The organism is Thermosynechococcus sp. HY596, assembly GCF_030518715.1.
Classification (GTDB): domain Bacteria; phylum Cyanobacteriota; class Cyanobacteriia; order Thermosynechococcales; family Thermosynechococcaceae; genus Thermosynechococcus.
The window spans coordinates 2,431,066-2,455,354 of sequence record NZ_CP130346.1; the positions used below are offsets into that span (position 1 = coordinate 2,431,066).

Annotated in this window: 25 protein-coding genes; 10 read left to right on the plus strand and 15 right to left on the minus strand. The window is 54.4% G+C overall.

Annotated features, from left to right (window positions below; genetic code table 11):
* The first annotated feature begins 12 nt into the window (after positions 1 to 12).
* Positions 13 to 2,076, plus strand: a complete 2,064-nt coding sequence (locus tag QYC28_RS11965) for a zinc metalloprotease HtpX (protein WP_302679547.1) — start codon at positions 13 to 15, stop codon at positions 2,074 to 2,076.
* A 12-nt stretch (positions 2,077 to 2,088) separates the two neighbouring features.
* Positions 2,089 to 2,859 carry a PD-(D/E)XK nuclease family protein gene (locus QYC28_RS11970; protein ID WP_286625851.1) on the plus strand — a complete coding sequence of 257 codons (771 nt, stop codon included), beginning with the start codon at positions 2,089 to 2,091 and terminating at the stop codon, positions 2,857 to 2,859.
* Here the strand turns inward: QYC28_RS11970 and QYC28_RS11975 are convergent.
* Positions 2,824 to 3,459 (minus strand): ribonuclease H-like domain-containing protein, encoded by a 636-nt coding sequence (locus QYC28_RS11975; protein ID WP_149821123.1) that lies wholly within the window; start codon positions 3,457 to 3,459, stop codon positions 2,824 to 2,826. The two genes, QYC28_RS11970 and QYC28_RS11975, sit on opposite strands and share 36 nt — an antisense overlap.
* Before the next feature lie 14 nt (positions 3,460 to 3,473).
* Entirely contained in the window at positions 3,474 to 3,803 is a 330-nt protein-coding gene (locus tag QYC28_RS11980) for a hypothetical protein (protein ID WP_149821125.1), read from the minus strand.
* 191 nt (positions 3,804 to 3,994) lie between these two features.
* On the opposite strand from QYC28_RS11980, the gene QYC28_RS11985 reads away from it, so the two are divergent.
* Entirely contained in the window at positions 3,995 to 5,287 is a 1,293-nt protein-coding gene (locus QYC28_RS11985; protein WP_190278354.1) for a TldD/PmbA family protein, read from the plus strand.
* Here QYC28_RS11985 and deoC read toward each other — a convergent pair whose 3' ends face one another.
* Positions 5,288 to 5,941 (minus strand): deoxyribose-phosphate aldolase, encoded by a 654-nt coding sequence (deoC, locus tag QYC28_RS11990; protein WP_149821126.1) that lies wholly within the window; start codon positions 5,939 to 5,941, stop codon positions 5,288 to 5,290.
* A gap of 197 nt (positions 5,942 to 6,138) precedes the next feature.
* Between deoC and QYC28_RS11995 the strand changes: the two genes are divergently transcribed.
* Together QYC28_RS11995 and mutY are read left to right on the plus strand one after the other, a co-directional pair.
* Positions 6,139 to 6,453 (plus strand): DUF760 domain-containing protein, encoded by a 315-nt coding sequence (locus tag QYC28_RS11995; protein ID WP_226971964.1) that lies wholly within the window; start codon positions 6,139 to 6,141, stop codon positions 6,451 to 6,453.
* Between the two features lie 3 nt (positions 6,454 to 6,456).
* The gene (gene mutY, locus QYC28_RS12000) at positions 6,457 to 7,563 is read left to right on the plus strand and encodes an A/G-specific adenine glycosylase (protein ID WP_149821131.1); all 1,107 of its coding nucleotides are present in this window, start codon (positions 6,457 to 6,459) and stop codon (positions 7,561 to 7,563) included.
* On the opposite strand, the gene pgl is transcribed toward mutY, so the two are convergent.
* The 9 genes from pgl to QYC28_RS12045 all read right to left on the minus strand — a co-directional run bounded on the left by pgl (position 7,560) and on the right by QYC28_RS12045 (position 14,145).
* Positions 7,560 to 8,285, minus strand: coding sequence for a 6-phosphogluconolactonase (gene pgl, locus QYC28_RS12005; RefSeq protein WP_149821133.1), 726 nt, complete (start codon positions 8,283 to 8,285; stop codon positions 7,560 to 7,562). The genes mutY and pgl overlap by 4 nt on opposite strands.
* 12 nt (positions 8,286 to 8,297) lie before the next feature.
* Positions 8,298 to 10,247, minus strand: a complete 1,950-nt coding sequence (locus tag QYC28_RS12010; RefSeq protein ID WP_302679548.1) for a DUF3769 domain-containing protein — start codon at positions 10,245 to 10,247, stop codon at positions 8,298 to 8,300.
* 68 nt (positions 10,248 to 10,315) lie between these two features.
* Positions 10,316 to 10,432 carry a photosystem II reaction center protein I gene (locus QYC28_RS12015; protein WP_011056917.1) on the minus strand — a complete coding sequence of 39 codons (117 nt, stop codon included), beginning with the start codon at positions 10,430 to 10,432 and terminating at the stop codon, positions 10,316 to 10,318.
* Between the two features lie 64 nt (positions 10,433 to 10,496).
* Positions 10,497 to 10,970 carry a Tic20 family protein gene (locus QYC28_RS12020; RefSeq protein WP_286625855.1) on the minus strand — a complete coding sequence of 158 codons (474 nt, stop codon included), beginning with the start codon at positions 10,968 to 10,970 and terminating at the stop codon, positions 10,497 to 10,499.
* A 12-nt stretch (positions 10,971 to 10,982) separates the two neighbouring features.
* Entirely contained in the window at positions 10,983 to 11,393 is a 411-nt protein-coding gene (locus QYC28_RS12025) for a hypothetical protein (RefSeq protein WP_190278096.1), read from the minus strand.
* Between the two features lie 46 nt (positions 11,394 to 11,439).
* Positions 11,440 to 12,036, minus strand: coding sequence for an ATP-dependent Clp protease proteolytic subunit (locus tag QYC28_RS12030; protein WP_149821139.1), 597 nt, complete (start codon positions 12,034 to 12,036; stop codon positions 11,440 to 11,442).
* Between the two features lie 92 nt (positions 12,037 to 12,128).
* The gene (gene egtD / locus QYC28_RS12035) at positions 12,129 to 13,100 is read right to left on the minus strand and encodes an L-histidine N(alpha)-methyltransferase (RefSeq protein ID WP_149821141.1); all 972 of its coding nucleotides are present in this window, start codon (positions 13,098 to 13,100) and stop codon (positions 12,129 to 12,131) included.
* Positions 13,101 to 13,129: 29 nt separating this feature from the next.
* Positions 13,130 to 13,798 carry an amino acid ABC transporter permease gene (locus tag QYC28_RS12040; protein WP_149821143.1) on the minus strand — a complete coding sequence of 223 codons (669 nt, stop codon included), beginning with the start codon at positions 13,796 to 13,798 and terminating at the stop codon, positions 13,130 to 13,132.
* Between the two features lie 170 nt (positions 13,799 to 13,968).
* Entirely contained in the window at positions 13,969 to 14,145 is a 177-nt protein-coding gene (locus QYC28_RS12045; protein WP_149821145.1) for a transposase family protein, read from the minus strand.
* Between the two features lie 185 nt (positions 14,146 to 14,330).
* On the opposite strand from QYC28_RS12045, the gene rpsD reads away from it, so the two are divergent.
* From rpsD to QYC28_RS12060, 3 genes are read left to right on the plus strand one after another with little or no spacing between them, the layout of a single operon-like run.
* Positions 14,331 to 14,939, plus strand: a complete 609-nt coding sequence (gene rpsD / locus QYC28_RS12050; protein WP_181495092.1) for a 30S ribosomal protein S4 — start codon at positions 14,331 to 14,333, stop codon at positions 14,937 to 14,939.
* Positions 14,940 to 14,957: 18 nt separating this feature from the next.
* Positions 14,958 to 16,052, plus strand: a complete 1,095-nt coding sequence (gene prfA / locus QYC28_RS12055; RefSeq protein WP_149821148.1) for a peptide chain release factor 1 — start codon at positions 14,958 to 14,960, stop codon at positions 16,050 to 16,052.
* Between the two features lie 9 nt (positions 16,053 to 16,061).
* A complete protein-coding gene (locus QYC28_RS12060) occupies positions 16,062 to 16,331 on the plus strand; it encodes a YciI family protein (RefSeq protein ID WP_149821150.1) in 270 nt (89 codons plus the stop codon).
* A 25-nt stretch (positions 16,332 to 16,356) separates the two neighbouring features.
* Here QYC28_RS12060 and chlP read toward each other — a convergent pair whose 3' ends face one another.
* On the minus strand, positions 16,357 to 17,565 hold the full coding sequence (gene chlP / locus QYC28_RS12065; RefSeq protein WP_149821152.1) for a geranylgeranyl reductase: 1,209 nt from the start codon (positions 17,563 to 17,565) through the stop codon (positions 16,357 to 16,359).
* A gap of 282 nt (positions 17,566 to 17,847) precedes the next feature.
* Here chlP and gpmI point away from each other — a divergent pair, with 282 nt between their 5' ends.
* Both gpmI and QYC28_RS12075 read left to right on the plus strand, forming a co-directional pair.
* On the plus strand, positions 17,848 to 19,443 hold the full coding sequence (gene gpmI, locus QYC28_RS12070; protein WP_149821155.1) for a 2,3-bisphosphoglycerate-independent phosphoglycerate mutase: 1,596 nt from the start codon (positions 17,848 to 17,850) through the stop codon (positions 19,441 to 19,443).
* A gap of 76 nt (positions 19,444 to 19,519) precedes the next feature.
* Complete coding sequence (locus tag QYC28_RS12075; protein WP_302679549.1) at positions 19,520 to 21,331, plus strand: ABC transporter ATP-binding protein; 1,812 nt, start codon at positions 19,520 to 19,522, stop codon at positions 21,329 to 21,331.
* Here the strand turns inward: QYC28_RS12075 and QYC28_RS12080 are convergent.
* The gene (locus tag QYC28_RS12080) at positions 21,328 to 23,808 is read right to left on the minus strand and encodes an HAD-IC family P-type ATPase (RefSeq protein WP_302679550.1); all 2,481 of its coding nucleotides are present in this window, start codon (positions 23,806 to 23,808) and stop codon (positions 21,328 to 21,330) included. The two genes, QYC28_RS12075 and QYC28_RS12080, sit on opposite strands and share 4 nt — an antisense overlap.
* 3 nt (positions 23,809 to 23,811) lie before the next feature.
* Entirely contained in the window at positions 23,812 to 24,243 is a 432-nt protein-coding gene (locus QYC28_RS12085; RefSeq protein WP_149821161.1) for a universal stress protein, read from the minus strand.
* Positions 24,244 to 24,289: the final 46 nt, after the last annotated feature.

Consider the following 24,289-nt stretch of genomic DNA (forward strand, 5'->3'; position numbering starts at 1 on the left):
GAATACTCAAGTATGCCCGATCCAGAATCCGATTTTCGCTTAGATCCTCGCTATATTGCGGGTTTAGCGGCCTTTAATCGCGGAGATTATCAACTGGCGATCGCCGCCTTCAAAGCCGTCATTGCCAGCCACGGTCAACGCCGCGAAGGTCTAAAGGCTCATCTGCACCTGATTAAAGCCTATGCCCACACCCACCAGTGGCAAGAGGCCATTGATCTGTGTCAACTCTTGGCGCGATCGCCCCTCCCCTCCATTCGGGCTTGGGCAGAAAAACATCTGCCAGAGTTAGAACGCTATTTGGATGAGGAACCCACTTCCTCCTACCTTGAGTGTGTTTCAGCGCCTAGTTTAAGGCGGCCTATGCAACTGCGGCAGATGCCTCGCATTTATCTCTGGCTGAGTCAGGGGGCAACACTGCTGCTAATTGCTTGGCTGCTGCAAGGGCTGCTCCAAGGGATGATTGCGGGTCTCCTCAACTATGCCAATGATCAACTGGCACTCCTGCGGGGCTGGGAAGGGGTGATGGCGTGGTTTTTGCTGGGCTGCTTGGGGCTGGGGCTGCTCAGTGGTGACAGTTGGCTGTGGTCGTGGCGATTGCGTGCCCGTTATGGTCTGCGTCCCGTGAGTCTCGGCGAACTTGAGGAGTATAGTGCGGAAACGGTGATGCTCTTGGGGCGTTTGTCGTGGTCGTGGTGGCAACCCCGTCCCCAAATAGGCTGCTTGATGACGGCAGCACCGATCATTTTTAGCTATGGACGCTGGCAGCGCCGCATTATTGTCAGCGAAGGTCTATTGCGATCGCTCTCTGGCGAGGAACTGCTGGCTTTAATGGCCAGTGAAATTGCCCAACTACGGCTGGGGCTGAATACCCTAGTGACCCCCCTTGTACTGCTGTTGCAACTGCCCTATGACCTTTACTGTTGGTGTAGCCGTTGGGGCGATCGTTTTGCCCCTCCCTATGGCAACAATTGGGAACGGCGGATCATCAGGGGTACCCTCTATCTCCTCTGCGCCATAGTGGGTCAGGGAAGTTATCTTCTCTTTCGTGGGCTGGAGATGCTCTGCTTCTGGAGCAATCAATTGCGGCACTACTATAGCGATCGCCAAGGGGCAGCCTTGATCGGTAATCCCAATACCCTTGTGATGGCTTGGTTGCGCCTCATGGCAGCCACAGCAACGACGGTGTGTGCCCAAGGGGAAATCGGTGCCCCCCTAGAATCCTTGCGCCTGCTCCTACCCCTAAATCCAACCCAAGCTGCCCTGTGGGGCAATCAACCCCTCGATTGGCCAATGCTGCTCCGCTGGGATACCGCCCATCCCCTGCGCTATTGGTTTCGCTTGACCTCCTCCCATCGTCCCCTTGGACTACGCCTGCAAGCCCTGATGACCGATGCGCGGCAATGGCGACTGGAACCCCTGCTTTCCCTGCCCTCGACTTCCTCCCTTCGCTGTCAACGGGCCTGGCTACAACTGGCTCCCTTCTGGGGGGCGATCGCGGGAGTCATCACGACGATTATCCTCACGGGCGTTGGTCAATTTGCACTGCGGGCGGGGACGATCGCCTTTCCTCTGTGGTGGTTGGCGGATGGGTTAACCTTGGCACGGGGCTTCATTCCCATTGGCCTTGGGTTAGGCCTCTTTTTACGTCTGAATGCCTACTACCCGCCTCGGCCTCCCCAAACCTACACCTTGGGTCAGCTTCTCCATCGTCTTTTGCCCCTCGATAGTCCCGTTGCCGAGCTAAAGGGGCATTTACGGGCAGTGACCGGCTTGCGCAATGGTCTAGGACAGCACCTGTGGCTGGAGACGGATCAGGGCTTGTTTCCCCTGCGCTGCCATCGAGCTTGGGGGCCGATTTGGCCAATCCTTGAGCCAGCCTATCTGAAAACCTTGGCGGGGCGATCGCTGGTGGTACGCGGCTGGTTTCGACGTGGGACAGTTCCCTTTGTTGAGGTGAGTGAGTGGCACTCCCTAGATTTACAGCAAAAGCAATCTTGGGCTGCCCCCTATTGGGCGATCGCCATTGCCACGCTGTGGATTCTCTACGGCCTCATGACACTATTGGGTTGGATCTAGACATCTAAGACTATGCAACTTTCCCAAGCCCATCTGCGCACCCTGCAAACCTGTGCACGGCAATATCAGTACCGCTATCTTGACAGCTTGATACTGCCAGAGGCCACACAATTAACGGAAACCACTGCCCAAAAGCAGGGTCGCGACTTCCACCGCCTGATGCAACAGCACTTTCAAGGACTCGATATCCGCCCAATTCTTGAGGCGCAGCCCGAATTACAACCGTGGTTTGCGGCCTTTCAAACCATGCCACCGCCGATGATCGAGGGCCAAGGGGAAGCAGAGCATGTCCGCAGTCTGGGCTGGCAGGAATTCACCCTTGTGGGCGTGTATGACTACGTGATTTTTGGCCAAGGGCAAGCGCAGATCCTCGATTGGAAAACCTATGCCCATCTGCCCGCCCCAGACACCTTAGCCCGTCATTGGCAGACTCGCCTTTACTGTTATCTCCTGGCAGCCACCAGTCCCTACCCCCCCAGCGAGATTTCCATGACCTACTGGTTTGCCCAAGGAGAAAAGGGGGCAAATTTCTACACCTTTCCCTACAGTGAGGCGATCCACCAGCAAATCCACCATACCCTAGAGCAGTGCCTTAGCCAACTGCGCCAATGGTTACAAGCCTATGAGCAAGGACAGGAGCTGCCCCAAGTGCCCCCAGCCCAGATTCGGAAATACTGCGATGCGTGCGCCTTTAATGAGCGGTGTCAGCGTGGCCAGCCAACTTCTGTTTCGACCATTGACCCATTCCTAGCCGTGCTCAAAGACTTGAGTGTAGCCCGCTAAATCCAGATCGACAATCGCGGGTAGACAACTCAGAGCCGTTTGGAATAACTCAAAGCGTTCTTCCCGTTTCAGCATGGCCGTGAGCTGCTGCCGCAGAGGAATCAAATAGCGCACATCATTAGCGGCATAACGGATTTGATCCTCCCGCAGTGCCATGGCATTCCCCCAGTCGGAGCTTTGCGCGGATTTATCAATTTCTACCCCCAGCAGATCCAGAACCAAATCCTTAAGGCCGTGGCGGGGGGAATAGGTGCGGGCAATCTTACTGGCAACTTTGGTGCAGAAAACGGGATGAACACGGATCCCCAAATGGTAGCGCAAGGTGGCCAGATCAAAGCGGGCGTAGTGGAAGATTTTAGTAATGCGGGGGTGCTCTAGGAGTTGCTGAAGGTGGGGGGCTTCGGTTTGGCCACGGCCAATCTTGACAACGGCCACTTGCCCCTCGGGGTCACACACCTGCACCAGACACAGGCGATCGCGGGGGATATTCAAGCCCATGGTTTCCGTATCCACGGCCAACTGATCGGCATTGAGAAAGTGCGCTAAGGCTGTAGCACTCAAGTCGTACTCAAAACACTCAAGGGGAAATTCCAGATCCATGATTCGCTCGCAAACTACGTCGGGGGCAATTCTGAGGACTGCTCTTTGGCGACATCAATGCGTTCCAATTGCCAGAGAATTTGGTTGCTTTCACGGCGCACCCGCGAAATCTGCCAATTGCGCCATGTCCATTCTTCACCGCGACTGGTGACGGCACTGGCGTGCACATCCATCAATTCTGCCAATTCACCACTGGTAATCAAGTATTTACCAGCCGCCAATTCATCGGCAACCCGCAGTGTCACAATTAATTCTTCAAGGCGGGCGCGGCGCTCAGACCACTGGGGCGATTTTCCCCCCAACCACTCGCCGTCACCATCAAGCCCCAAGGATGGTTGCACCATGGCTCCCTTCTCGCGATCAACATTGCTCCAAAAATCTTAGCGAGAAACGATGTGATTTTTAACCCACCTAGGCGATCGCCCACCACGCCGAGGATAGGGCTAGAATGGTTTTAAGATTTGTTAATTACATTGAACCGAACACCATGACGGTAACCTTGACCCCTGCATCCACCCTCCACGAGCGGGTCGTGATGATCGCCCGCCGCCTTGGTATTGAGAAATTTGACCTTGGTGGCTCCCATGTGGATGAGGTGAGTGTCCAAGTGCAGCAGGGAGAACCCAAACAGGTGAAGGCCTCCCAGCGATCGGGGATTACCGTGCGGGTGTGGAACTCAACGGGTCGCCTAGGGGTTGCCAGCACCACCCAATTGGACGATCGCGGTCTGGAAACAGCCCTAGAAATGGCCAAAGAAGCCAGTGCCTTTGGCGTCACCGAGGACATTCCCGACTTTAGTCCCTTGGCCACAGCGCCCCTTGGGGAGACGACGCTAACGACGGCTGATGTGCCCCTTGCCCCGGCGAAAACCCTCTTGGATCAACTGATTGCTGCGGAACGAGACCTCTTGGAACGCCACCCAGCGATCGCCAGTGTGCCCTACAATGGCCTGAGCCAGCGACGGTTAGAACGGTTTTATCTCAACAGTGAGGGTGCCAATCGCCAGCAAACCACCACCACAACCACACTCTATCTCTACAGCAAAACCGATGAGGCGGGTCGCAAACCCCGCAGTGCGGGTGCCATTCGCATCAGTCCCGATCTTGAGCACTTAGACATTGCGGGCTGCATTGATGAAGTGGCCGACAAAACCATTCGCCACTTGGCCTATGAACCCATTGTTTCGGGTCAGTACCCCATTCTTTTTTCACCCGCCGCCTTCCTCAGCCTGCTCAATGCCTTTAGCAATCTCTTTAATGCCCAAAACATTTTGGATCGTCAAAGCCTTTCGACGCCGGAGTCCCTCCATCAGGCGATCGCCAGCCCCCTTCTCAGCATCTATGATGACGCTCGCCACCCTGAAAATGTCGGTCAACCCCTCTTTGATGGCGAAGGTACCCCCACCCGCCGCACCCCTTTAATTGAGCAGGGGATTCTCACGGGTCTCTACCACAGTGCTGGTACGGCGCGTCGCTTTCAAACCCAGCCCACGGGGCATGCCAACTTAGGGGCAAAGGTGACAGTGAGTGGTCACTTCTACGATGTCCCAGCGGGTGAAGGGGGCGATCGCGCCGATGGCCTTGTTTGGATTGATGAACTCCATGCCCTCCATGCGGGCGTGAAAGCCCTCCAAGGCTCATTTTCCCTCCCCTTTGACGGTTGGTTACTGCGTAACGGCGAAGCCATCAGCATTGAAGCGGCCACCGTGGCCGGGGACATTCGCAGTCTGCTGAAAAATATCCTCCATCTGGGCACTGAGGTTGAAGTGACCCCCTACGGTTGTTGTCCGTCCGTGTGGGTGAGTCCCCTTGCGATTACAGGGGAATAGCTAAACCTGCATCAAGTCGAGACTACGGGAGGTGCCCAAGCGGGTGGCACCGGCATCAATGAGTTCAAGGGCTTGCTCCCGGGTACGAATGCCGCCAGAGGCCTTTATGCCGACGCGATCGCGACTCAAGCGCTTGAGCAAACGCACATCCGCAACCGTGGCACCACCGCGCCAGCCGGTACTGGTTTTCAGGAAAGCCACCCCCGCGTCCAAGCAAATATCCACTGCCAGTTGTTTTTCTTCCTCTGTCAGCACCGTGGTTTCCAAAATTGCCTTAACGGTTACCCCCGTTTCCGCGCAGATTTGGGCGATGTCGCGATAGACGGCCTCGGTGTTGCCCTCCTTGAGCCAACCCAAGTTAATGACCACATCCAACTCAGTTGCCCCACTGTCAACCGCCTCCTGCGCCTCATAGAGTTTCGTGGCACTGGTGTGGGCACCACTGGGAAAGCCAATGACGGTACACACTTTCACGGGTGTGCGATGGAGCAACTGGACTGCGGTCTTCACCCACACGGGCATGACACAGACGGCGGCAAATTTCCACTGTTCGGCTTCGGCACAACACCGTTCAATCTCTGCTGGGGTTGCCAAGGGGTCAAGCTGGGTATGATCAATGTAGGGTGCAAGGTCAAACAAATCACGTTCCGTCATAGGAATTCACCCAGAACAACCCTATTTTTATTAACTAAATAATAATAAAAACGGGGACGGAAAATGAGACCTTGGGAGATCGGTTCTCCCACCCCCCACCTAAAATTCACCCTTGCTAGATTAAAACTAGGCTATCACAGACACGATGACCTGTTGGCCAGACTACCTTTTTGGGAGGACACTCTATGGAGCCAACCATGAACCCTCGCAATCTTCAAGAAAGTGCTGATTCCCTCTGGAACTATCTGCAAAGTTTGGATGCAGAAGTGGTGGCTCGCCTGTCCCGTCCCGCGTCGCCGGAAATGGCCATTGTGATGGAACGCCACATTGGCAACCTGCTGGGCTACTTGCCACCGGAGGGGTTTGAGGTTTCCATTACCACGAATCGGGAGCACCTTGGGCGTCTCTTGGCTTCGGCAATGATGAGTGGTTACTTCTTGCGCGGTGCCGAGCAACGTCTTGAATTCGAGCGATCGCTGCAAGCGGCTGCCCAAGGGGAAGACAGCAAATAACCCATGCCAACGGTACAGGACCGTGGGGGCGGGTATACACTACCTGCCCTTCGTTTTGCACTTTTACAGTGGTATCAGCAGCAGGGGCGGGATTTACCTTGGCGGCACACGCGCGATCCCTATGCCATCTGGGTCTCAGAAATCATGCTGCAGCAAACCCAAGTGGCCACGGTGATTCCCTACTATCAGCGTTGGCTAGCCACCTTTCCCGCGATCGCCGACTTAGCGATTGCCGATTTGGAAACCGTCTTGAAACTGTGGCAGGGATTGGGCTACTATGCACGGGCACGCCATTTGCACCGCGCGGCTCAACAGATCATGGCCGATCATGGGGGGCAATTTCCCTGCACCTACGAGGCCGTGGTGGCGTTACCGGGAATTGGTCGCAGTACCGCAGGTGCGATCCTCAGTGCTGCCTTTAATCAGCCCCAGCCGATTCTCGATGGCAATGTCAAACGGGTGCTTGCCCGTCTCTATGGACTCACGATCCCCCCCAAGCAAGCGGAAGCCCAACTCTGGCAGTGGTCGGCGCAACTGCTGTGTTCCCAAGCCCCCCGCGATTTTAATCAAGCCCTGATGGATCTGGGGGCAACCATCTGTACACCCCGCCAACCCCTGTGTCATGCTTGTCCTTGGCAAGATCATTGCTTGGCGCATCGCCACCAGTTAACCCATGAGATTCCTCGCAAAATGAGCCGTTCCCCCTTACCCCATAAAAAGATTGGTGTCGCGGTGATTTGGAATGCGGCAGGTCAGATTCTCATCGATCGGCGGCCACCAACAGGTCTATTGGGGGGACTATGGGAGTTTCCGGGGGGCAAAATTGAACCCAATGAGACGGTTCAGGAGTGTATTCAGCGGGAAATTCGTGAGGAATTGGGCATTGAGATTAGTGTTGGTGAGCATTTGATTGACATTGATCATGCCTACACCCATTTTCGGGTGACGCTCCATGTCTATTACTGCCAGTATCTTTCAGGAAGTCCTCAGCCCTTGGGGTGCGATGCCATCCGTTGGGTGACCCCTGAGGAATTGGAGCAGTTTCCCTTTCCAAAAGCCAATACTGCAATTATTCAGGCCATTCACGAACGGGGCAGACCCACAGCCTAGGCGTTTGCAACGACACCCTCAGCCGCCGCCGCATCCAAAAACCAAAGGGCATTGCCAGTAATCAGCCGTGCTGGATAGAGATGGGGATCAGTTGTCCCAGAGAAAATATGACGTAGGGCAGTTTGTTTATTGGCACCCGTCACAAGAAAGAGAATTTGACGGGTATGGTTAATCAGGGGCACTGTGAAGGTGAGGCGGGGCTGGCCATCCTTGTTGCCCACGGTAATCAGGCGATCGCCCACCGTCAGCGCTGCTGTGTGGGGAAACAGGGAGGCCGTATGGCCATCGGGTCCCATACCGAGCAAAATCAGATCAAAGCTGGGAACTTCTCCTTCACGGATGCCAAAGGTTTGGCGCAGGATTTGCTCATAGCGATCGGCAGCGGTCTGCGGATCCGCATCCGCCGTTGGCATTGGGTGAATCTGATTTTTGGGAATCGGTACATGATTGAGCCACGCCTGAAAGGCCATCCCCGCATTGCTGTCGGGATGATCGAGGGGAACATAGCGTTCATCCCCCCAGAAAATGTGCCACCGTGACCAAGGGGTATCCGCACAGACAAGGCTTTCATACAACGGTTTAGGCGTGTTGCCGCCGGCAAGGGCAAGCGTAAATTGTCCCCGTTGGGCGATCGCCCCAGTGGCCTGCTCAAGCACAAACTGCTTTGCCGCCGCCGTCAGGGCAGCCAAATCTGGAAAAACACGTACATTGGGTGTTGGCATAGAAGCATCCTCCTAATTGGAGCGAATCACACCATCGGTCGCCGTACCCAGTCCGGGACTGGAAAAGGGATCAGCATTGCCGCGCCAGTTAAACCCATTAATGCGCAAAAGAATCGTCGCCAACTGGCGATCGAGGTTATAGCGAAACATCACCCCATAGGTGCGACGGCTATATTCCACAATAATGTTTGTATCAAAAACTCTCCCTGTGTCCACATTAATTTGCATTTGGGCACCCGCTCGCAGCGGACCGTAAATCTGCTGCAACAATCCCACGTTGAGCACACTAAAATCAGTAATCCGATCAAAGAGAAAGGGGGAGGATGGCTCACTCAATGTCTGTGTAAATCCCACATCAAAACTGGTGTAGTCAAACCAATGACGAGAAAAATGACCCACTTGACCCCGAAACCCTGCCCCTGCAACTAACGCGGGTTGGGTACTGCCATTGGTATAGTAGTTCGCTACACCGCCTACCTGACCATAGAACTGCAAGAAGGGTTGGACAGGACGGGGACTATAGCGCAGGCCTTGGGTTCGCGTCGGCGGCAAGGGAGTGCCCCGCCAAATGGGCATCACCCAGTTAAGACTTGCGGCAGCTTGAAGACGACCTAGGCTTGGCTTAGGGGGTAGGGAGGGATCATCACTGGCTGCCGTGACGTATTGACCTCCCAGAAGATAACTGAGTGCTAGGCCCTGAGTTAAGGGAATACCTGTACCACTGAACGTGCCGCCAAAGCTACTGGTAATTTCTTGCTCCCCAAGGGAACGATTAAAAACCCGTTGGCGATAAAGGGCAGAAACAGTTAGGAGATTGCGGGCATCAAAATTGTAGAACAAGTCTACCCCTGCGCGTGACGTACTCGGCCAGTCGTTAGGGTTGAGCGTATTCAAGAAGCCGTAACCGCGCACACGAGTCTGCGGCGTGAACCGATGGCCTAGCTCGATCGCCGCCCCGTAGCTTTTAGCATCAAAAACATCAAAGTCATTGTTGATGATCCGTTCTAAATAAATGGATGGCAGGAAGGTGATTTGGGTATTGGGAGTGTTGATCGCTCTGTAGCGATAGGCGAGAAATACGCCGCCGCGATCTTGTTCATCATAGCCAAACTCAAAGGGCAACACTTCGTAGGGACGACCTACAACAAACCGCCGCAGCACAATGGGTAAGGCCACCCGCTGATCAAAGACCACACGACCCCGTCGTACCTTGAGCAGGGTTTCATCGGCACTGAGGGGTTCTGCTGTTGCTTCCTGAGCCCGTGCCTCCAGTTCTGGTGGACTAAAGGGGTCATTGGTAATCCGTAGATTGGTAGCAAACCAGCGGCGGCCATCAAACTCTAGGCGATCGGCCTCAAAGCGCAACCGATCAAATGTTTCTGTCACTTCGGCTTGGGGATCTGTGCCCTGTTCGTCAAGACCGGGGAGAGGGCTAAGGGGTGGGGGGCTAGGAGAGCGGGTCAGGCTCAGGTCTTGATCCACCCTAGCGGTATTGACGACGCCGCGAGCATTCGTGAGAGAGCCTTGATCGAGTCTGAGGTTATATTCCAAGCGATCGCCCTGCAGGACTTGATCGCCGCGCGTAATTGTCACATTACCTTCCGCCACCAGAATTTGGGCGTCAATATCGGTTTGAATACGATCAGCGGTGAGTTCAGCTTCCTTGAATCGGAGGAAAACATTGCCAATGGCATTAAATAATCGCCGCATCAGATCAAACTCTTGGCGATCGGCCGTCACCTCTAAGGGTTGATCACGGACAACGGGCGTTTCAGCATTGGCCTCCCCAAGACGGAGGGGGGCTGTAAAATCCGGTGTTGGCCTCGGGCTGAGCGGCGTTGTACTGCTGAGATCAGGGGCTACCGTTGTTCCAAGTAGCTCCGCTGGTGATGCGCCGCTGACCTCAGTAATTTCTGCGGGTTGTGTCGGGGGGGGCAGACTAGCAAAAAGGGGTAAAAACAACAACGGCCAAACTTCCTCACGACCACTGCCTAGTTACGTTACCCGATGCCCACCCCCTTTGGCGAGGATTACTCGAGATCCTTACGCTTAGGGTTACGAGCTGGGTCACCCGAGAGGAACCCGAAAACAAAGAGCAGGACAAAGAAGGTCACAACGATATAAACGGTAATTTTGAGTGTTTCCATGATGTTGTCGTTTTTCGTAGCGTCACCTTCTGATCATACGGGATGAGGGACTCCCTCGCATCCCCTAAAACACTTGGCTTTTTGTGGCATCCGACAGCGTGGGAATTTCGGCATAGATGCCGCGTACAGACTGCACCACCGCATAGATGACGCCAATCACCGTGGCAATAAAGACAAAGTTGAAGAGCACTTTAATCAGCAGGTCAAAACTAGCAACGCGGACCAGCAGTTGTACCAGTAGTTGGACAATAAACAGCACAATCCCCATCAACAGTGCCTGCATCGTGTTATAGCGAATAAAAAGGCTGATACGACTGTTGCGCACCACCAGCAGGTACAACAGCATAAAAACAATTAGGCCAGCAAAGGGAATGGAGTAGATCAAGGCTACCGGTAAAACCACTAACACCAGTGCTTGCAGTGGTGGAAACAAATCAAACAAAAAGCCACCAAAGGGCATGACGTAGAAGAGCGGCAGCAGATACGCTAAGCTGGCAAAGATACGATCTAACGCAGTGGTCGTGGCACGCCAAGTCATGGGTTGCTCCTTTTAGGGGTTGGAGGGGGATTGACTCATGACCTTCAGCAGTAGATCCGCCGAAATCATGTTGCATTCCACAACTTTACTGACCAGCGGTGGCCCCACTCGCGAGACAATGATCCCTTGCAGCTCCGGATTATTTCTGACTGACAGGATAGCAGCACCGATGATGGAACCGGAATCGGGAGCTGGGTTAGTACCATTGGTGGGTAGCATTTTGAGCAACTGGGCGATATCTGTACAACTTGCCCGTGACACATATTTTGCCAAGGAATCACTCAGCTGCTCAACCATGGTCTTCATCATTTCCGGAGGCAGCGGGCTGGCGCCTTGGGCACGCACTGGTTGACCTGCTCCTAGGACAAGGATGCCACCCATCACAAGGGGAATGCCGATAGCCGACTTGAGCAATTGCAACATGTTCAACCTCATGTTCATTTGAACTCTCAGCCAATGTGCCAGCAAACTAGCTGTGACGCTCCTCAATCACCCGATCAATCAAGCCGTAGTTTTTTGCCTCTTCGGCGGACATAAAGAAGTCACGATCCATATCCCGCTCAATTTTTTCGAGGGGCTGGCCGGTATGGTAGGCGTATAGCTCATTGAGTTGTCGCCGTACCCGTAAAATTTCGCGAGCTTCGATCTCAATATCCGTTGCTTGGCCACGGGTACCACCAGAGGGCTGGTGAATCATGATGCGGGAGTGGGGTAGTGCCAACCGTTTGCCTTTGGTACCGGCTGCAAGGAGGAAAGACCCCATCGAGGCAGCCAGACCCACACAAATGGTGACGACATCGGATTTAATATGTTGCATCGTGTCATAGATTGCCATGCCAGCGGTGACGGAGCCACCGGGGGAGTTGATGTAGAGCATGATGTCTTTGCCCGGATCTTCGGAGTCAAGGTAGAGCATCACCGCCACAATTTGGTTGGCAATCTCATCATCGACTTCTTTACCAAGGAAAATAATCCGCTCGCGATAGAGACGGTTGTAGATGTCAATCCACTGGGTGTAGGGTTCACCGGGCATCCGGTAGGGGACTTTGGGTACTCCGATGGGCATAGAATCCTTCCACGCTGAGCTATCAACGCCGCAACCTGAGCCACGAAGGCGGCTTTTCTCCCTGATTCTAACCTATTCCAAAGACCTTCGCTCTAAACCTGGCAGAGGCAGAGGGCAAACCACTGCTGAGGGTCGGTAAAGGCCTTGATCCATCGAAATCCAGCAGCCGTTAATGCCGCCTTGAGGGCAGCAAGATCAAACTTGCGGGAAATTTCGGTGAGAATCGGTTCACCCACAGTAAAAGTGCACTGAAAATCAAGGGCAGCCAAGGTAACGGTTTGCCGCTGCTGTGAATCGAGATACATTTCAATTTGCTGGGCAATCGGGTTATAGATGGCGCGATGGGCAAAGGCTGCGGGCTGAAAATTTCCTTGAAAGCGCCAGTTGAGGTGATGGAGGAGATTGCGGTTAAAGGCAGCCGTCACCCCTTGGGCATCGTTGTAAGCAGGGAGCAAAATACTCGTGTCTTTGATCAGATCCACGCCCAGCAGGAAATAGTCCCCGTCCCTAAGAACCTGATGAATCTGTTGAAAAAGGGTCTGGCATTCGCTGGGGGAGAGGTTGCCAATGGTGCTACCGAGAAAGCAGAGCAAGCGCCGAGGTGCCAAGGGGGGCGGTAGGTGCTCTAAGCCCACTTGATAGGTGCCGACAAGACCATGAATACTGAGCTGCGGATAGTCGGCAAGAAGAGCCATGGCACTGGTTTTGAGGATTGAGCCACTGACATCAATGGGACGATAGTAAAGCCGAGGTTGTACGTGGGCATAGGCCGATAGGAGAAGGCGAATCTTGCGATCGCTGCCACTGCCAAGTTCCACCAGTTCACAGGCGCCCGTGAGTTGGGCGATCGCCCCGGCGGCGGTCTCTAAAATGCCCAATTCTGTACGGGTGGGGTAGTATTCCGGCAGCTCACAGATTTGCTCAAAGAGGCGTGATCCCGCAGCATCGTAGAAGTAGTAGGAGGGAAGAGACTTGGGTTGCTGAGTCAAACCTCGGATAACATCTTGGCCGTCCCGTTCTGTGGCGAGACTGGGTAAGTGGGTCAGGTGCAGGCGATCGCTCACAGGGAAAGCGGCTCCAGAATGTGCAGACCTTAAGATATTTTAGCCTTTAGCCGCTGCTCCAAACGCCGTCCCCACCACGCGATCGGCAAACTCATTAGCAGGTAGAGAATTAAGGCCAGCGCATACAGAGGAAATGGCTGGCTACTGTTGCGAATCACCCACACCCGCATCACTGAGGTTAAGTCCACGCCGGCAATCACACTGACAATGGCCGAATCCTTGAGCATGTAGATAAAGTCATTGACGAGGGGTGGGATCACAATTTGAATGGCTTGGGGCAAAATGATGCGCACAAATCCCTGTTGTTGACTCATGCCTAGGGAGAGAGCCGCTTCCCGTTGCCCCACATCCACCGCTTGCAGACCCGCACGAAAGACCTCTGCTTCATAGGCGCCATAGTTGAGCGCCAGGGCTGTCACCCCCGCTGTCCACGCATTCACCCAAGTCGCAAGATTCATCTGGGCTAATACTGCACCGACGCCGTAGTAGAGCAGGAGCAGTTGGGTGATCATGGGGGTATTGCGCATTAGCTCAATAAAGCCAAGTGCTGGCCAGCGCAGAAACAGAAAGGGGGAGGTGCTCATGGCGGCGAGGACAATGCCTAGCAACACCGCTAGCGGAAAGGAAATGCCACAGTAAATGAGTGTATTTAGTGCTCCCCGCAAAAAGGCCGGCAGGGCAGCTTGGATCAGTTCCATCGAAGAGATTGGGTTACACCTGTTGCTCTAACTTAATGAGGGGTTCAGGGAGCTATCAGTCCCGCGCTCTACCTAAAAGGTGAGCGACATGGACTCCCCGCACCTGTCGATTTTCCACCGCGACGCGGAAGCCAGCTACGATGGGGACGAGATTAAGTCTTTATCGTACACTACAGTCCAGTCATGTAGTCCTCAATCTCCACCCACACCTCTGCACCACAGAGGACGGCACAGATGGTCAGACCAATGATGTCAAGGAGTTGATGCTCTAGCAAGTGTTCTGCGCGGGGGTCTTGTAGGGTTTTGACGTGGTCGAGCAGACCGGCAGAGGGTCGGCATGGTGACATTCCCACAAACGATTGGCTTACTTTTCTACTATGCGTTTGCTCTAGAAATCCTCGTCCTAGGGTTGCGATCGCGCCCAGCCCCTTGATATACTAGGCAAGCTGATTAAGTTGCCCTCGGCACATCAGTCTATTTCTTGCCCATTTTTGGTTGGACACCATCATCACTGTAGGTTGGGTATAGTTGCATGGCTCGATATCGTGGCCCTCGTTTGAGAATTGTCCGTCGTCTGGGTGAACTGGCTGGTCTCACCCGCAAAGCCCCCAAGCGGAGCTATCCCCCTGGTCAACACGGCCAAGCCCGCAAAAAGCGCTCGGAATATGCCCTGCGCCTTGACGAAAAGCAAAAACTGCGCTTCAACTACGGGGTTTCGGAGCGGCAACTGGTGCGCTATGTGCGTAAGGCCCGTCGGGTCAGTGGTTCCACGGGGCAAACCCTTCTACAGTTACTGGAAATGCGGCTGGATAACACCGTTTTCCGCCTTGGAATGGCACCAACGATTCCAGCCGCCCGCCAACTGGTGAATCATGGCCATATTCTGGTCAATGGTCGCAGCGTTTCTATTCCCAGCTATCAGTGCCGTCCGGGGGACGTGATTACGGTTCGCGATAATGAGCGATCGCGCCGCTTGGTGGAAACCAACCTGCAAAATCCCGGACTTGCCAATCTTCCCAGCCACTTGGAACTGGATAAAAGCACCCTCACCGGCAGAGTCACCGGTATTGTCGAACGGCAATGGGTGGCTCTCCAAGTCAATGAACTCCTCGTGGTTGAGTACTACTCCCGCAAAGTCTAGAGTATCGCCGCCCTTCCTATGGCAGAAGCCTATCTTCTGGAAAAACTCCGCACTGTCGAGCAAACCTTTACGGAACTGACCCGTCGCTTGGCGGATCCCGATGTGGCGGTCAACCCAACCGAATTTCAGAAGGTGGCTCGCTCCCGTGCTGCCTTGGAGGAGACGGTGAATGCCTATCACGAATGGCAGTCCCTCAATCAGCAACTGGTGGATGCCCGCCAACTACTGAAAGAAGCAGTCAATGAACCCGAGCTACGCCAGATGGCTGAAGAAGAAGTCGCGGATCTCAGCCGCCGCATTGCCGAGCTCGAGGAACGCCTAAAAATTCTGCTTTTGCCCCGTGACCCCAATGATGATAAAAACATCATGCTAGAAATTCGAGCGGGTGCTGGGGGCGATGAAGCGGGAATTTGGGCAGGGGATTTAGTGCGAATGTACTCCCGCTACGCCAAAAGCCAAGGCTGGCAGGTGAGCTTAGTCAGTGAATCCCTCGCGGAAATGGGGGGCTTCAAGGAAGCCATCCTCGAAATCAAGGGCGATCGCGTCTATAGCAAGCTGAAGTTTGAATCCGGTGTCCATCGCGTGCAGCGGGTGCCTGTCACCGAAGCGGGGGGGCGAGTTCACACCTCTACGGCCACCGTGGCGGTAATGCCCGAAGTGGATGAAGTGGAAGTAGAAATTGATCCCAAGGATATTGAACTCACCACAGCGCGATCCGGGGGTGCCGGTGGCCAAAACGTCAACAAAGTAGAAACAGCCGTTGACCTCTTCCACAAGCCGACGGGTATTCGCATCTTCTGCACCGAAGAGCGTAGCCAACTGAAAAACAAAGAGCGCGCGTTCCAAATCCTACGGGCAAAACTCTACGAAATGAAGCTGCGGGAACAGCAGGAAGCTATTACCTCAATGCGTCGCTCCCAAGTGGGTACGGGCGATCGCTCCGAAAAAATTCGCACCTACAACTACAAAGATGACCGCGTCACCGATCACCGTTTAGGACAAAACTTTAGCCTCAGCAGTGTCCTAGAAGGGGATCTAGAACCAATTATCCAAGCCTGCATTAGCCGTGATCAGCAGGAACAACTGGCACAACTGGCTGCCGAACAAGCCTAGGAGGATCAAATGACCAAATTTGTGGCTTGGGGACGCTACTGTGAAGATGTCCTTGAACGGCGTTCCCCCCATCGCCAAGCACACCTCGACGGCCTTGCGGTTCAAAAAGCCCAAGGGGTGCTCATCACCATTGGTCCTACGAAAGACCTGCGCTACTTTTTTGCCATTTACGAGGCGGATAGCGAAGAGACCGTGCGCCAATTGATTGAAAACGACCCCTACTGGCAGCATCAGGTGTGGACAGAGTACAGCATTCATGAGTGGATCCAAGCCCTCTAGAGGCGAGGGCGGATCCGAAACTCACTTAGGGCGCAAGGGCATTGCCCCGCATCAGGCTACCAATCGTTTTTGCCGTAATTTTCAACTGCACTAAGGGATTAGCCGGCACCACCGTCTTGTAGAGGTAGCTATCGAAGGTGAGCTTCTGTACATCAATATCGCTACACATCTCCACAAAGGCCTCACGGGTGGCATCGGAGCGATAAAAGACCCGTTGCAACAGATCTAACACTAGGTACGTCATGCCGTAGGCTTTGTCCCAGCGCTTCAGGTACAGCTTGAGATCTGCTTCGGTGGGGATACGGCGACCGCTGTTGGAGGTTTCAACAATCGTTTCAGCGCACATGCGGGCTGACTTGGCGGCAAAGTAAATGCCTTCCCCTGAAGATTTCGTGACCGTACCGGCTGCATCTCCCACCAGAGCCACGCGACCGACCACCCGCCGCGGCCGAGGATGCTCAGGAATGGGGTGAGCTTCCACTTTAATAATTTGCCCCCCTTCCAGTTTGGCAGCAGCACGGGCGCGGATTCCCGCCTGCAGCTCCCGAATGCGGTCTTTGTTGACCTTCATGGTGCCGGTACCCACGGCCACATGGTCATATTTCGGGAAAACCCATGCATAGAAGTCAGGGGACACGTCATCCCCCACGTACATTTCTGCCAACTCGTTGTAGTAGGCCATTTTGTCCTCAGGCAGGCGGATGCGCTCCTGATAGGCAATGGCGTAGTTGTAATCGCCGGCATCAATTTCCTTGGCAATGCGGGAATTTGCCCCATCGGCACCAATCACCACATCCACTTCAAGGGTCTGAGCTGTGCCATCCTCTTGGACATAGTGGAGGGTGTAGGGCTGATCGCTGGTGGCGGGCTGCTCCAGCTTAAAGACGGTGCCATTGATCAAGTTGGCGCCCAAATCCGCTGCCCGATTGCGCATAAAGCTATCGAGGACTTCGCGGCGACACATACCGATATACTCGTGGTCTTTGAGGGTATGGCCAATGTTCACCTCGATATTGGAGGGGGAAATCATCTTCATTTTGCGCACGCGGCGGTCAATGATTTCCGGCGGCAAGTCAAATTCACTGACCATGCACAGGGGGATCGCACCGCCACAGGGCTTGGCATTGTCTAATTTACGTTCAAAGAGATAGGTCTGGATTCCGGCTTTGGCTAAGGTTTCGGCGGCTGAGGAACCCGCTGGACCACCACCGACCACTGCTACCCGAAGTGACAACGGACGACTCCCAATTTTGGCTAACAAACAACAGCTTGGATACTATCACGGCAATTTTTTGTCTTCAAGGATTTAATCCCGAAAAGCCGCATCTGTAACAGTTTTCAACATTTGGCCATCGTTGATCCGTTAGGATAGATCTATCTATGGATTCAGAATTGATCCAGCGTGCGGACTGTAGCAGAAGCTACCCAATTTGTCTCTCGCGGTGGAGAATGGTATCATTTGCGAGGTTGGACAATTTACACCATTTCCCAGAGAAGTTTAAGGTAGGGCATTCACATGGCATCGTCTCCTGTTGCGCCCGTTGTTTTGATGATTTTGGATGGCTGGGGCTATCGCGAAGAGACCTACGGTAATGCGATCGCTAGCGCCAATACGCCCGTCATGGACAGTTTGTGGCAAGCCTACCCCCACACATTGATTTGCACCTCTGGGAAGGCGGTGGGACTCCCCAAGGGTCAAATGGGTAACTCCGAGGTGGGGCACTTAAATATCGGTGCTGGGCGCATTGTTCCCCAAGAGTTGGTGCGCATTTCCGATGCCGTTGAAGATGGTAGCCTCTTTAGCAATCCCGTCCTTGTGAAGCTCTGCCAAACTGTGCAGGAGCGCAAGGGCAAGCTGCATTTTATCGGCCTGTGTTCTGCAGGCGGGGTGCATTCCCACATTGATCATCTGTACGGCTTGGTGGAACTGGCCAAGCGCCATGAGTTACCGGCCTGTATTCATGCCATTACCGATGGTCGCGATACACCCCCCCGCGATGCCGCAGGTGTCCTTGAGGAATTGGAGCAACGCCTGAAAACCATTGGCTGCGGACGAATTGTGACGGTGAGTGGTCGCTACTATGCCATGGATCGCGATCGCCGTTGGGATCGCACCGAGGCGGCCTACCGCGTCATGACCAGCAATGAGAATATTCAACCCCTGCGGGCGGTGGATGTGGCCAGTAAGTCCTATGCCCAAGATATTGGCGATGAATTTATTGTCCCCACGCGCATTGCTGAAGGAGCCGTTGAACCCGGCGATGGTGTGGTGTTCTTTAATTTCCGTCCCGATCGCGCCCGCCAACTCACCCAAGCCTTTATTGACCCTGATTTTAGCGGCTTTGAACGGACGCTAATTACGCCCTTGGAATACGTGACCTTCACCCAATACGATGTTAACTTTAAATGTGGTGTCGCCTTCCCGCCCCAAAACCTCAATCATATCCTTGGGGAAGTGATTGCCGAGCATGGCCTGAAGCAACTGCGGGCAGCGGAAACGGAAAAATATGCCCACGTCACCTATTTCTTCAATGGCGGCCTTGAGGAACCCTTCCCCGGCGAAGATCGCATTCTTATCCCCAGTCCAATGGTGGCCACCTACGATCAAGCGCCAGCCATGTCTGCCCTTGCCGTAACAGAAGCGGTTAAGGAGGCCATTGAGAAACAGGAATATGCCCTAATTGTGGTGAACTTTGCTAACCCCGATATGGTGGGGCACACGGGGCAGATGGAAGCTACCATTCAAGCCATTGAAACTGTGGATCGCTGTGTAGGCGTATTGGTGGAAGCAACAACAAAGGTGGGGGGCACGCTGCTGATTACCGCTGATCATGGCAACGCTGAGTACATGATTGACGAGGACGGTAACCCTTGGACGGCTCACACCACCAACCCCGTTCCCTTCATCTTGGTGGAAGGGGAGAAACGCAAAATCCCCGGCCATGCTACAGATGTGAGCCTGCGAGAGGATGGGTGTCTGGCGGATATTGCGCCAACAATTCTGGAAATTTTGGGGCTGCCTCAACCCCCTGAGATGACGGGGCGATCGCTGATTGCCAGTGCCCCCTATGAAACGCGCCTCAATCGCACCCCAGTCTCTGTGAAGGTCTAAGGGCATTCTCAACCCAAGAGCGACGGCAGAAAATTTTAAGAAATCTTAAAATAGGAACAGTGCTTGTCCTGTTTTTATGGCCACGTTTCGCTCCATTCTGGGTTACTACCGCGCCTATCGGGGGATGGCGATCGCCAGTATTACCGCAGCTAGTCTCTGCGAACTGGTGGATTTGCTCGTGCCCTATGCCATTGGTCAAATTCTCAACCTGCTCTCGCAACAACCCCTCGATCCGCCAGTAGTGGCAATCGCCCATACGCTGCAAACATGGACGGGCTGGAACAATGCCTTTGGCGTCAATCTCACCGTTCTCGGCAGTATTGTCTTTTTGGCCACTGTGGTGCGTGCCCCAATTCAACCGTGGCTGGGAGTATGGTTCCACTGGTGGATTGCCTTGGCTGCCCGCCGTGATCACAGTCGCAAGGCCATCGAGAAAATCCTGACGCTGCCCCTAGAATTCTTTGAGGAAAACAACCCGGGTCGCATTGCCAATCGTGTTAGCAAAGGGATTTCCAACCATACGTGGAGCTATCCCGAAATTGCCGGTCAACTGATTCCCAAACTGGTACGGGTGCTGGGGATTGGTGTGATTGTCTGGTGGTTAGATTGGCCGATCGCCCTTGGGTTGTTGACCTCCTTTACAGTGATCTTGGTGCTGACCCTGCGCACCCTGCGACGGATCATTCAAAAGGAAGAAATTCTCGACAGCCACATCGAAAGCACAGAAAGCCGCACCTCAGAAATCATTACCAATATCAAAACCGTCAAGGCCTTTGCCACCGAGGCTCGGGAATTGGCTCGCCAAAGGCAGCGCCTTGATCGCGAGTTCAAGATGGTGATTGACCGCATCCATCGCGGCTACATGCACCTCATCACTTGGCAGGCCACGGTGGTGCAGTTCTGTCTTTTTAGTTTGTTGGGGTTTTCCCTAGCGGCCACGATCGCCGGCCGGGTCTCCATTGGTCACTTTATTACGATTTACACCCTTGCCAGTATGGCCTATGCCGAAATTACTCCCCTCTCGCAGGTGTCGGAGGTGTTTGCGCGCCGCTATGCCTCCATTTTGCGCTTCCATGAATTTATGGAATTGCCCCCCGGTCGCGATGCCATTGATCTGGAGCAACAGGAGATTCCTAGCCTGAAGTTTTCGGGCAAAGTGGATTTTCAGCACGTTTGGTTTAGCTACACGCCGGGGCGTCCCATTCTGCGGGATATTAACTTACTCATTGAACCCTGCCAAACGGTGGCCTTGGTGGGGCGATCGGGTTCCGGGAAATCCACCCTGATCAAGCTGCTCTTTCGCTACTTCCAGCCGGATCAGGGGCAGATTCTCATTGATGGCCAAGATATTCAAACCCTCGATGTCCGCGCCTATCGCCGTCGTTTGGCCATTGTCCACCAAGAGGTGGATGTCTTTAATGGCACCCTCTGGGATAACCTCACCTATGCCAACCCCGAGGTCAGTGCCGACGCTGTCTATGAGGCCTGTGCCATTGCGCGGGTGGATGAATTTGTGCAGCAGTTGCCTTTGGGCTATCGCACCATTGTCGGTGAACGGGGGTTGCGGCTTTCGGGGGGACAGCGGCAGCGCCTAGGGATTGCCCGTGCCCTCTTAGCAGATCCCGATGTCCTGATTTTTGATGAGGCCACCTCAAGTCTCGACTATGAATCGGAGCGGGAAATTCAACTGGCCCTGCGCTCCATTACGGGTACTCGCACAATGATTGTGATTGCCCACCGCCTCAGTACGGTTCGGGATGCCAATCAAATTGTGGTCTTGGATCAAGGGACAATCCGTGAGCAGGGAGACCATGAGACACTCCTCGCCCAAGGGGGATTGTATGCCCATCTCTACTCGATTCAGCGCGATCGCGCCCCTCGTGCCTAACTGAGATCCACACCAAGGAAGCGATCCAAGAGTCGATAGCGCCAAAAGCTGCGCAGGAAAATCACCCATAGCAAAACAATCAGTACAATCAATGCCCACAGCGACCACGAAAGGGGTTCCAACTCAGCCACTGCCCGTAGGGTCGGCGAAAAACTAATTGTCAAGAAGGCAGCCAGCAGGGCTAAAACCACAGCAACATAACGCCAGTTGCCCACTAAAGGCGCACCGCCAACCCATGTGGGATGGGGAGGTTTGAGAAACAGGACTAAACAAAGGGAGGCCAGCATCAGGGTCGTCACCAAGGCCGTGCGGGCGATCGCCACACTCTGCCCTAGTTCTAAGAGCACCTCGCGGCCATTCAACAGCGTTGGATCAAAGCGTCCTTGGAGCAATGCCACAAGGGGCGTCAGTTCCCGTGCCAACACCCCCAAGTACATGAAAATGGCCAACAGTGCGAGGCTTAGGGTGGCGGGGATGACAAAGTGCAGCAATGAACGAATCAGCGATCGATGGGGACGCGGCCCCGGCACTGCCCAAAAAGCCACCGCCAAGGTCGGCAGACCCACTCCCCACAGGGTTAGCAGGCTATTGTGCTTAATCAGCAGCGGAAAGGCGCGCCCTGCCATAACGGTGACTAGACAAAGCAAACTAAAGCTAAACACCCGCACCAAAAAAAGCTTCGTGACATCTTGAATGCCGTTGTAGATGCGCTGTCCCTCACGAAAGGCTGCTGGTAAGGCGGCAAAGGAATCCGCAAGCAATACAATATCAGCCACATTTCGGGTAATGGCACTGCCACTTTCCATGGCGATGCCCACATTGGCCTGCTTCAGGGACAGCACATCATTGACACCATCGCCAATCATGGCCACCTGATGCCCGAGGGCACGCAGTCGAGTCACGAGTTTCGCCTTTTGCTCGGGGGTAATGCGACCAAAAACCGTGGCTTTCTCGGCCATTTGATCAAAGCTAGGATCATCCATGGCGGCGAGTTCTGTGCCGGAGATGGCGATCGCCCCCGCATCGAGGCCGACTTGTTTACCGAGGGCAACCACCGTTTCCGCATGGTCACCGGAAATAATTTTGATTTGAATTCCAGCCTGTTGAAAGCGTTGCAAAACATCGCGGGATTGGGGTCGCAGGCGATCGCCCACCCAAATCACTGCTAAGGGTTCAAGATCTGGGGGCAAGAGGGGAGTCTCCTGCCGCTCATCCCATTGAGGATCACTGCAACTACGGGCAAAGAGAAGCACCCGCAATCCCTGCTGCCGTCCCCGCTGGAGTAATTCAGTCACCTCAGGGGAGAGGTCTTCAGCCTTGAAGAGGACATCCGGTGCCCCCAAAATAAATGCTTCTGAGTCATGCCACGCTGCGGCACTCCACTTATAGACCGAGGAAAAGGGAATTTCGAGGCGTAGGGGCTGGGGCCTGCCGTCAAAGGCCTCCGTGAGGGCAACAATGGTGCGGTTCGGAGCACTAACACTGGCGGTAAACGTGGCGAGAGCCGCTTTTGTCTTTTCCTCTGTATCAGTGAGGGCGTACCAGCTATGGAGTTCAAGGGCATTGGCCGTCAGTGTGCCCGTTTTATCAAGGCAGAGAATATCGACGCCACTGAGGGATTCAATGGCATTTACCTGCTGCACCAAGACATTGGCACGGGAGATACGCAGTGCCCCCAAGGCATAGGTGAGCGTAATTGTCAGATACAAGCCCACGGGGACAAGACCCGCCACCACTGCCGCCGTTTGCACACTCATTTGTAGGGTGGTCAGGCGTACCAATAGCGAGAGCAGCACCAATAGCCATAGGAAAACCGCCAGCGCCAGAATGACGCGGATAATCAGGTTAATTTCCCGTTGCAGGGGGGTCAGTTTGTGGTGGTGGGTTTTGGCGGCAGCAGTCAGTTGATGGGCGGTACTGGCTTCCCCCACCTGTTCGGCGACATAGGCAGCGGCACCGCGCACACAAAAGCTCCCGGAGTACAGGCGATCGCCCGCTTGCTTGGAGATGAGATCCGACTCCCCTGTGAGCAAGGACTCATCCACTTGGATCTGTCCATCACCAACGACAGTGCCATCGGCAACGATTTGATCCCCCGGCTCCAAAAGCAGAATATCCCCTTCTACGACTTCTGCAGGATCAATAATGGCCTCTTGGCGATCGCGCAGCACCTTGACACGGGGACGGGTGAGGAGGCTAATTTCATCCAACTGCCGTTTGGCGCGAATTTCCTGCAGGATGCTAATGATGGCATTGAGAAACACCACCACGATGATGGCGGCCACATCCCCCGGACGACCTAAAAAGAGCAAAATGACGCTAATAAAAGCAAAAACCCCATTGATAAACGTGAAGAGGTTTTCCCGCAAAATGTCGCCATAGGTGCGATTGCTTTCACTCGCTTGACGGTTAATGCGACCTCTGGCTTGCCGCTCCGCCACTTCCGCCGCTGTCAGACCCGTCAATGGTGCTGTCATACCCTAAGTTTCCGCTGACTTAACCACAAACACCGAACAGGGGGCATCCGCCACAACGGCGCCACTTACTGAGCCTTGCACAACCCGCTCAACCCCCGTGAGGCCGCGACTCCCCAGCACAATTAGGTCTGCCCCATAGATATTGGCCAAGCGTAAAATTTCCTCGACGGGGTCACCGGTAACAATTTCAATTTCCGAGTCACAGGGGAGGTGGCTTTGGAACTGTTGTAAATGCTGCTCAATACTACGGTAGGTGCCCATTTGCGGATGCAACGAGGGGCGATCGGCACTGACGCCAAAACCCGCCTCTGTCGGTGAGATCACATGACTGAGAATCACTTGGGCATCCGGGTCAAGATTTAACTGTGCCACCGCCGCCATCACCCGTGCCGATAGCTCACTGGTATCGAGGGCCACTAAAATTGTTTTGAACATGCCTGTGACTCTGTACTTGCAATCTCTTAGTCTGCCATAAGGGTGC

Coding starts and splice junctions, on each gene's coding strand:
- deoC (WP_149821126.1), bottom strand. CDS start 5,941: ATGACGGAACGTGATTTGTTTGACCTTGCACCCTACATTGATCATACC.
- QYC28_RS12040 (WP_149821143.1), bottom strand. CDS start 13,798: ATGGAACTGATCCAAGCTGCCCTGCCGGCCTTTTTGCGGGGAGCACTA.
- QYC28_RS12025 (WP_190278096.1), bottom strand. CDS start 11,393: ATGTTGCAATTGCTCAAGTCGGCTATCGGCATTCCCCTTGTGATGGGT.
- QYC28_RS11975 (WP_149821123.1), bottom strand. CDS start 3,459: ATGGATCTGGAATTTCCCCTTGAGTGTTTTGAGTACGACTTGAGTGCT.
- QYC28_RS12020 (WP_286625855.1), bottom strand. CDS start 10,970: ATGACTTGGCGTGCCACGACCACTGCGTTAGATCGTATCTTTGCCAGC.
- QYC28_RS12015 (WP_011056917.1), bottom strand. CDS start 10,432: ATGGAAACACTCAAAATTACCGTTTATATCGTTGTGACCTTCTTTGTC.
- QYC28_RS11970 (WP_286625851.1), top strand. CDS start 2,089: ATGCAACTTTCCCAAGCCCATCTGCGCACCCTGCAAACCTGTGCACGG.
- QYC28_RS12060 (WP_149821150.1), top strand. CDS start 16,062: ATGACCAAATTTGTGGCTTGGGGACGCTACTGTGAAGATGTCCTTGAA.
- prfA (WP_149821148.1), top strand. CDS start 14,958: ATGGCAGAAGCCTATCTTCTGGAAAAACTCCGCACTGTCGAGCAAACC.
- QYC28_RS11985 (WP_190278354.1), top strand. CDS start 3,995: ATGATCGCCCGCCGCCTTGGTATTGAGAAATTTGACCTTGGTGGCTCC.
- QYC28_RS12085 (WP_149821161.1), bottom strand. CDS start 24,243: ATGTTCAAAACAATTTTAGTGGCCCTCGATACCAGTGAGCTATCGGCA.
- QYC28_RS12080 (WP_302679550.1), bottom strand. CDS start 23,808: ATGACAGCACCATTGACGGGTCTGACAGCGGCGGAAGTGGCGGAGCGG.
- rpsD (WP_181495092.1), top strand. CDS start 14,331: ATGGCTCGATATCGTGGCCCTCGTTTGAGAATTGTCCGTCGTCTGGGT.
- QYC28_RS12045 (WP_149821145.1), bottom strand. CDS start 14,145: ATGTCACCATGCCGACCCTCTGCCGGTCTGCTCGACCACGTCAAAACC.
- pgl (WP_149821133.1), bottom strand. CDS start 8,285: ATGCCAACACCCAATGTACGTGTTTTTCCAGATTTGGCTGCCCTGACG.
- QYC28_RS12030 (WP_149821139.1), bottom strand. CDS start 12,036: ATGCCCATCGGAGTACCCAAAGTCCCCTACCGGATGCCCGGTGAACCC.
- mutY (WP_149821131.1), top strand. CDS start 6,457: ATGCCAACGGTACAGGACCGTGGGGGCGGGTATACACTACCTGCCCTT.
- gpmI (WP_149821155.1), top strand. CDS start 17,848: ATGGCATCGTCTCCTGTTGCGCCCGTTGTTTTGATGATTTTGGATGGC.
- QYC28_RS11980 (WP_149821125.1), bottom strand. CDS start 3,803: ATGGTGCAACCATCCTTGGGGCTTGATGGTGACGGCGAGTGGTTGGGG.
- QYC28_RS11995 (WP_226971964.1), top strand. CDS start 6,139: ATGAACCCTCGCAATCTTCAAGAAAGTGCTGATTCCCTCTGGAACTAT.
- QYC28_RS12075 (WP_302679549.1), top strand. CDS start 19,520: ATGGCCACGTTTCGCTCCATTCTGGGTTACTACCGCGCCTATCGGGGG.
- QYC28_RS11965 (WP_302679547.1), top strand. CDS start 13: ATGCCCGATCCAGAATCCGATTTTCGCTTAGATCCTCGCTATATTGCG.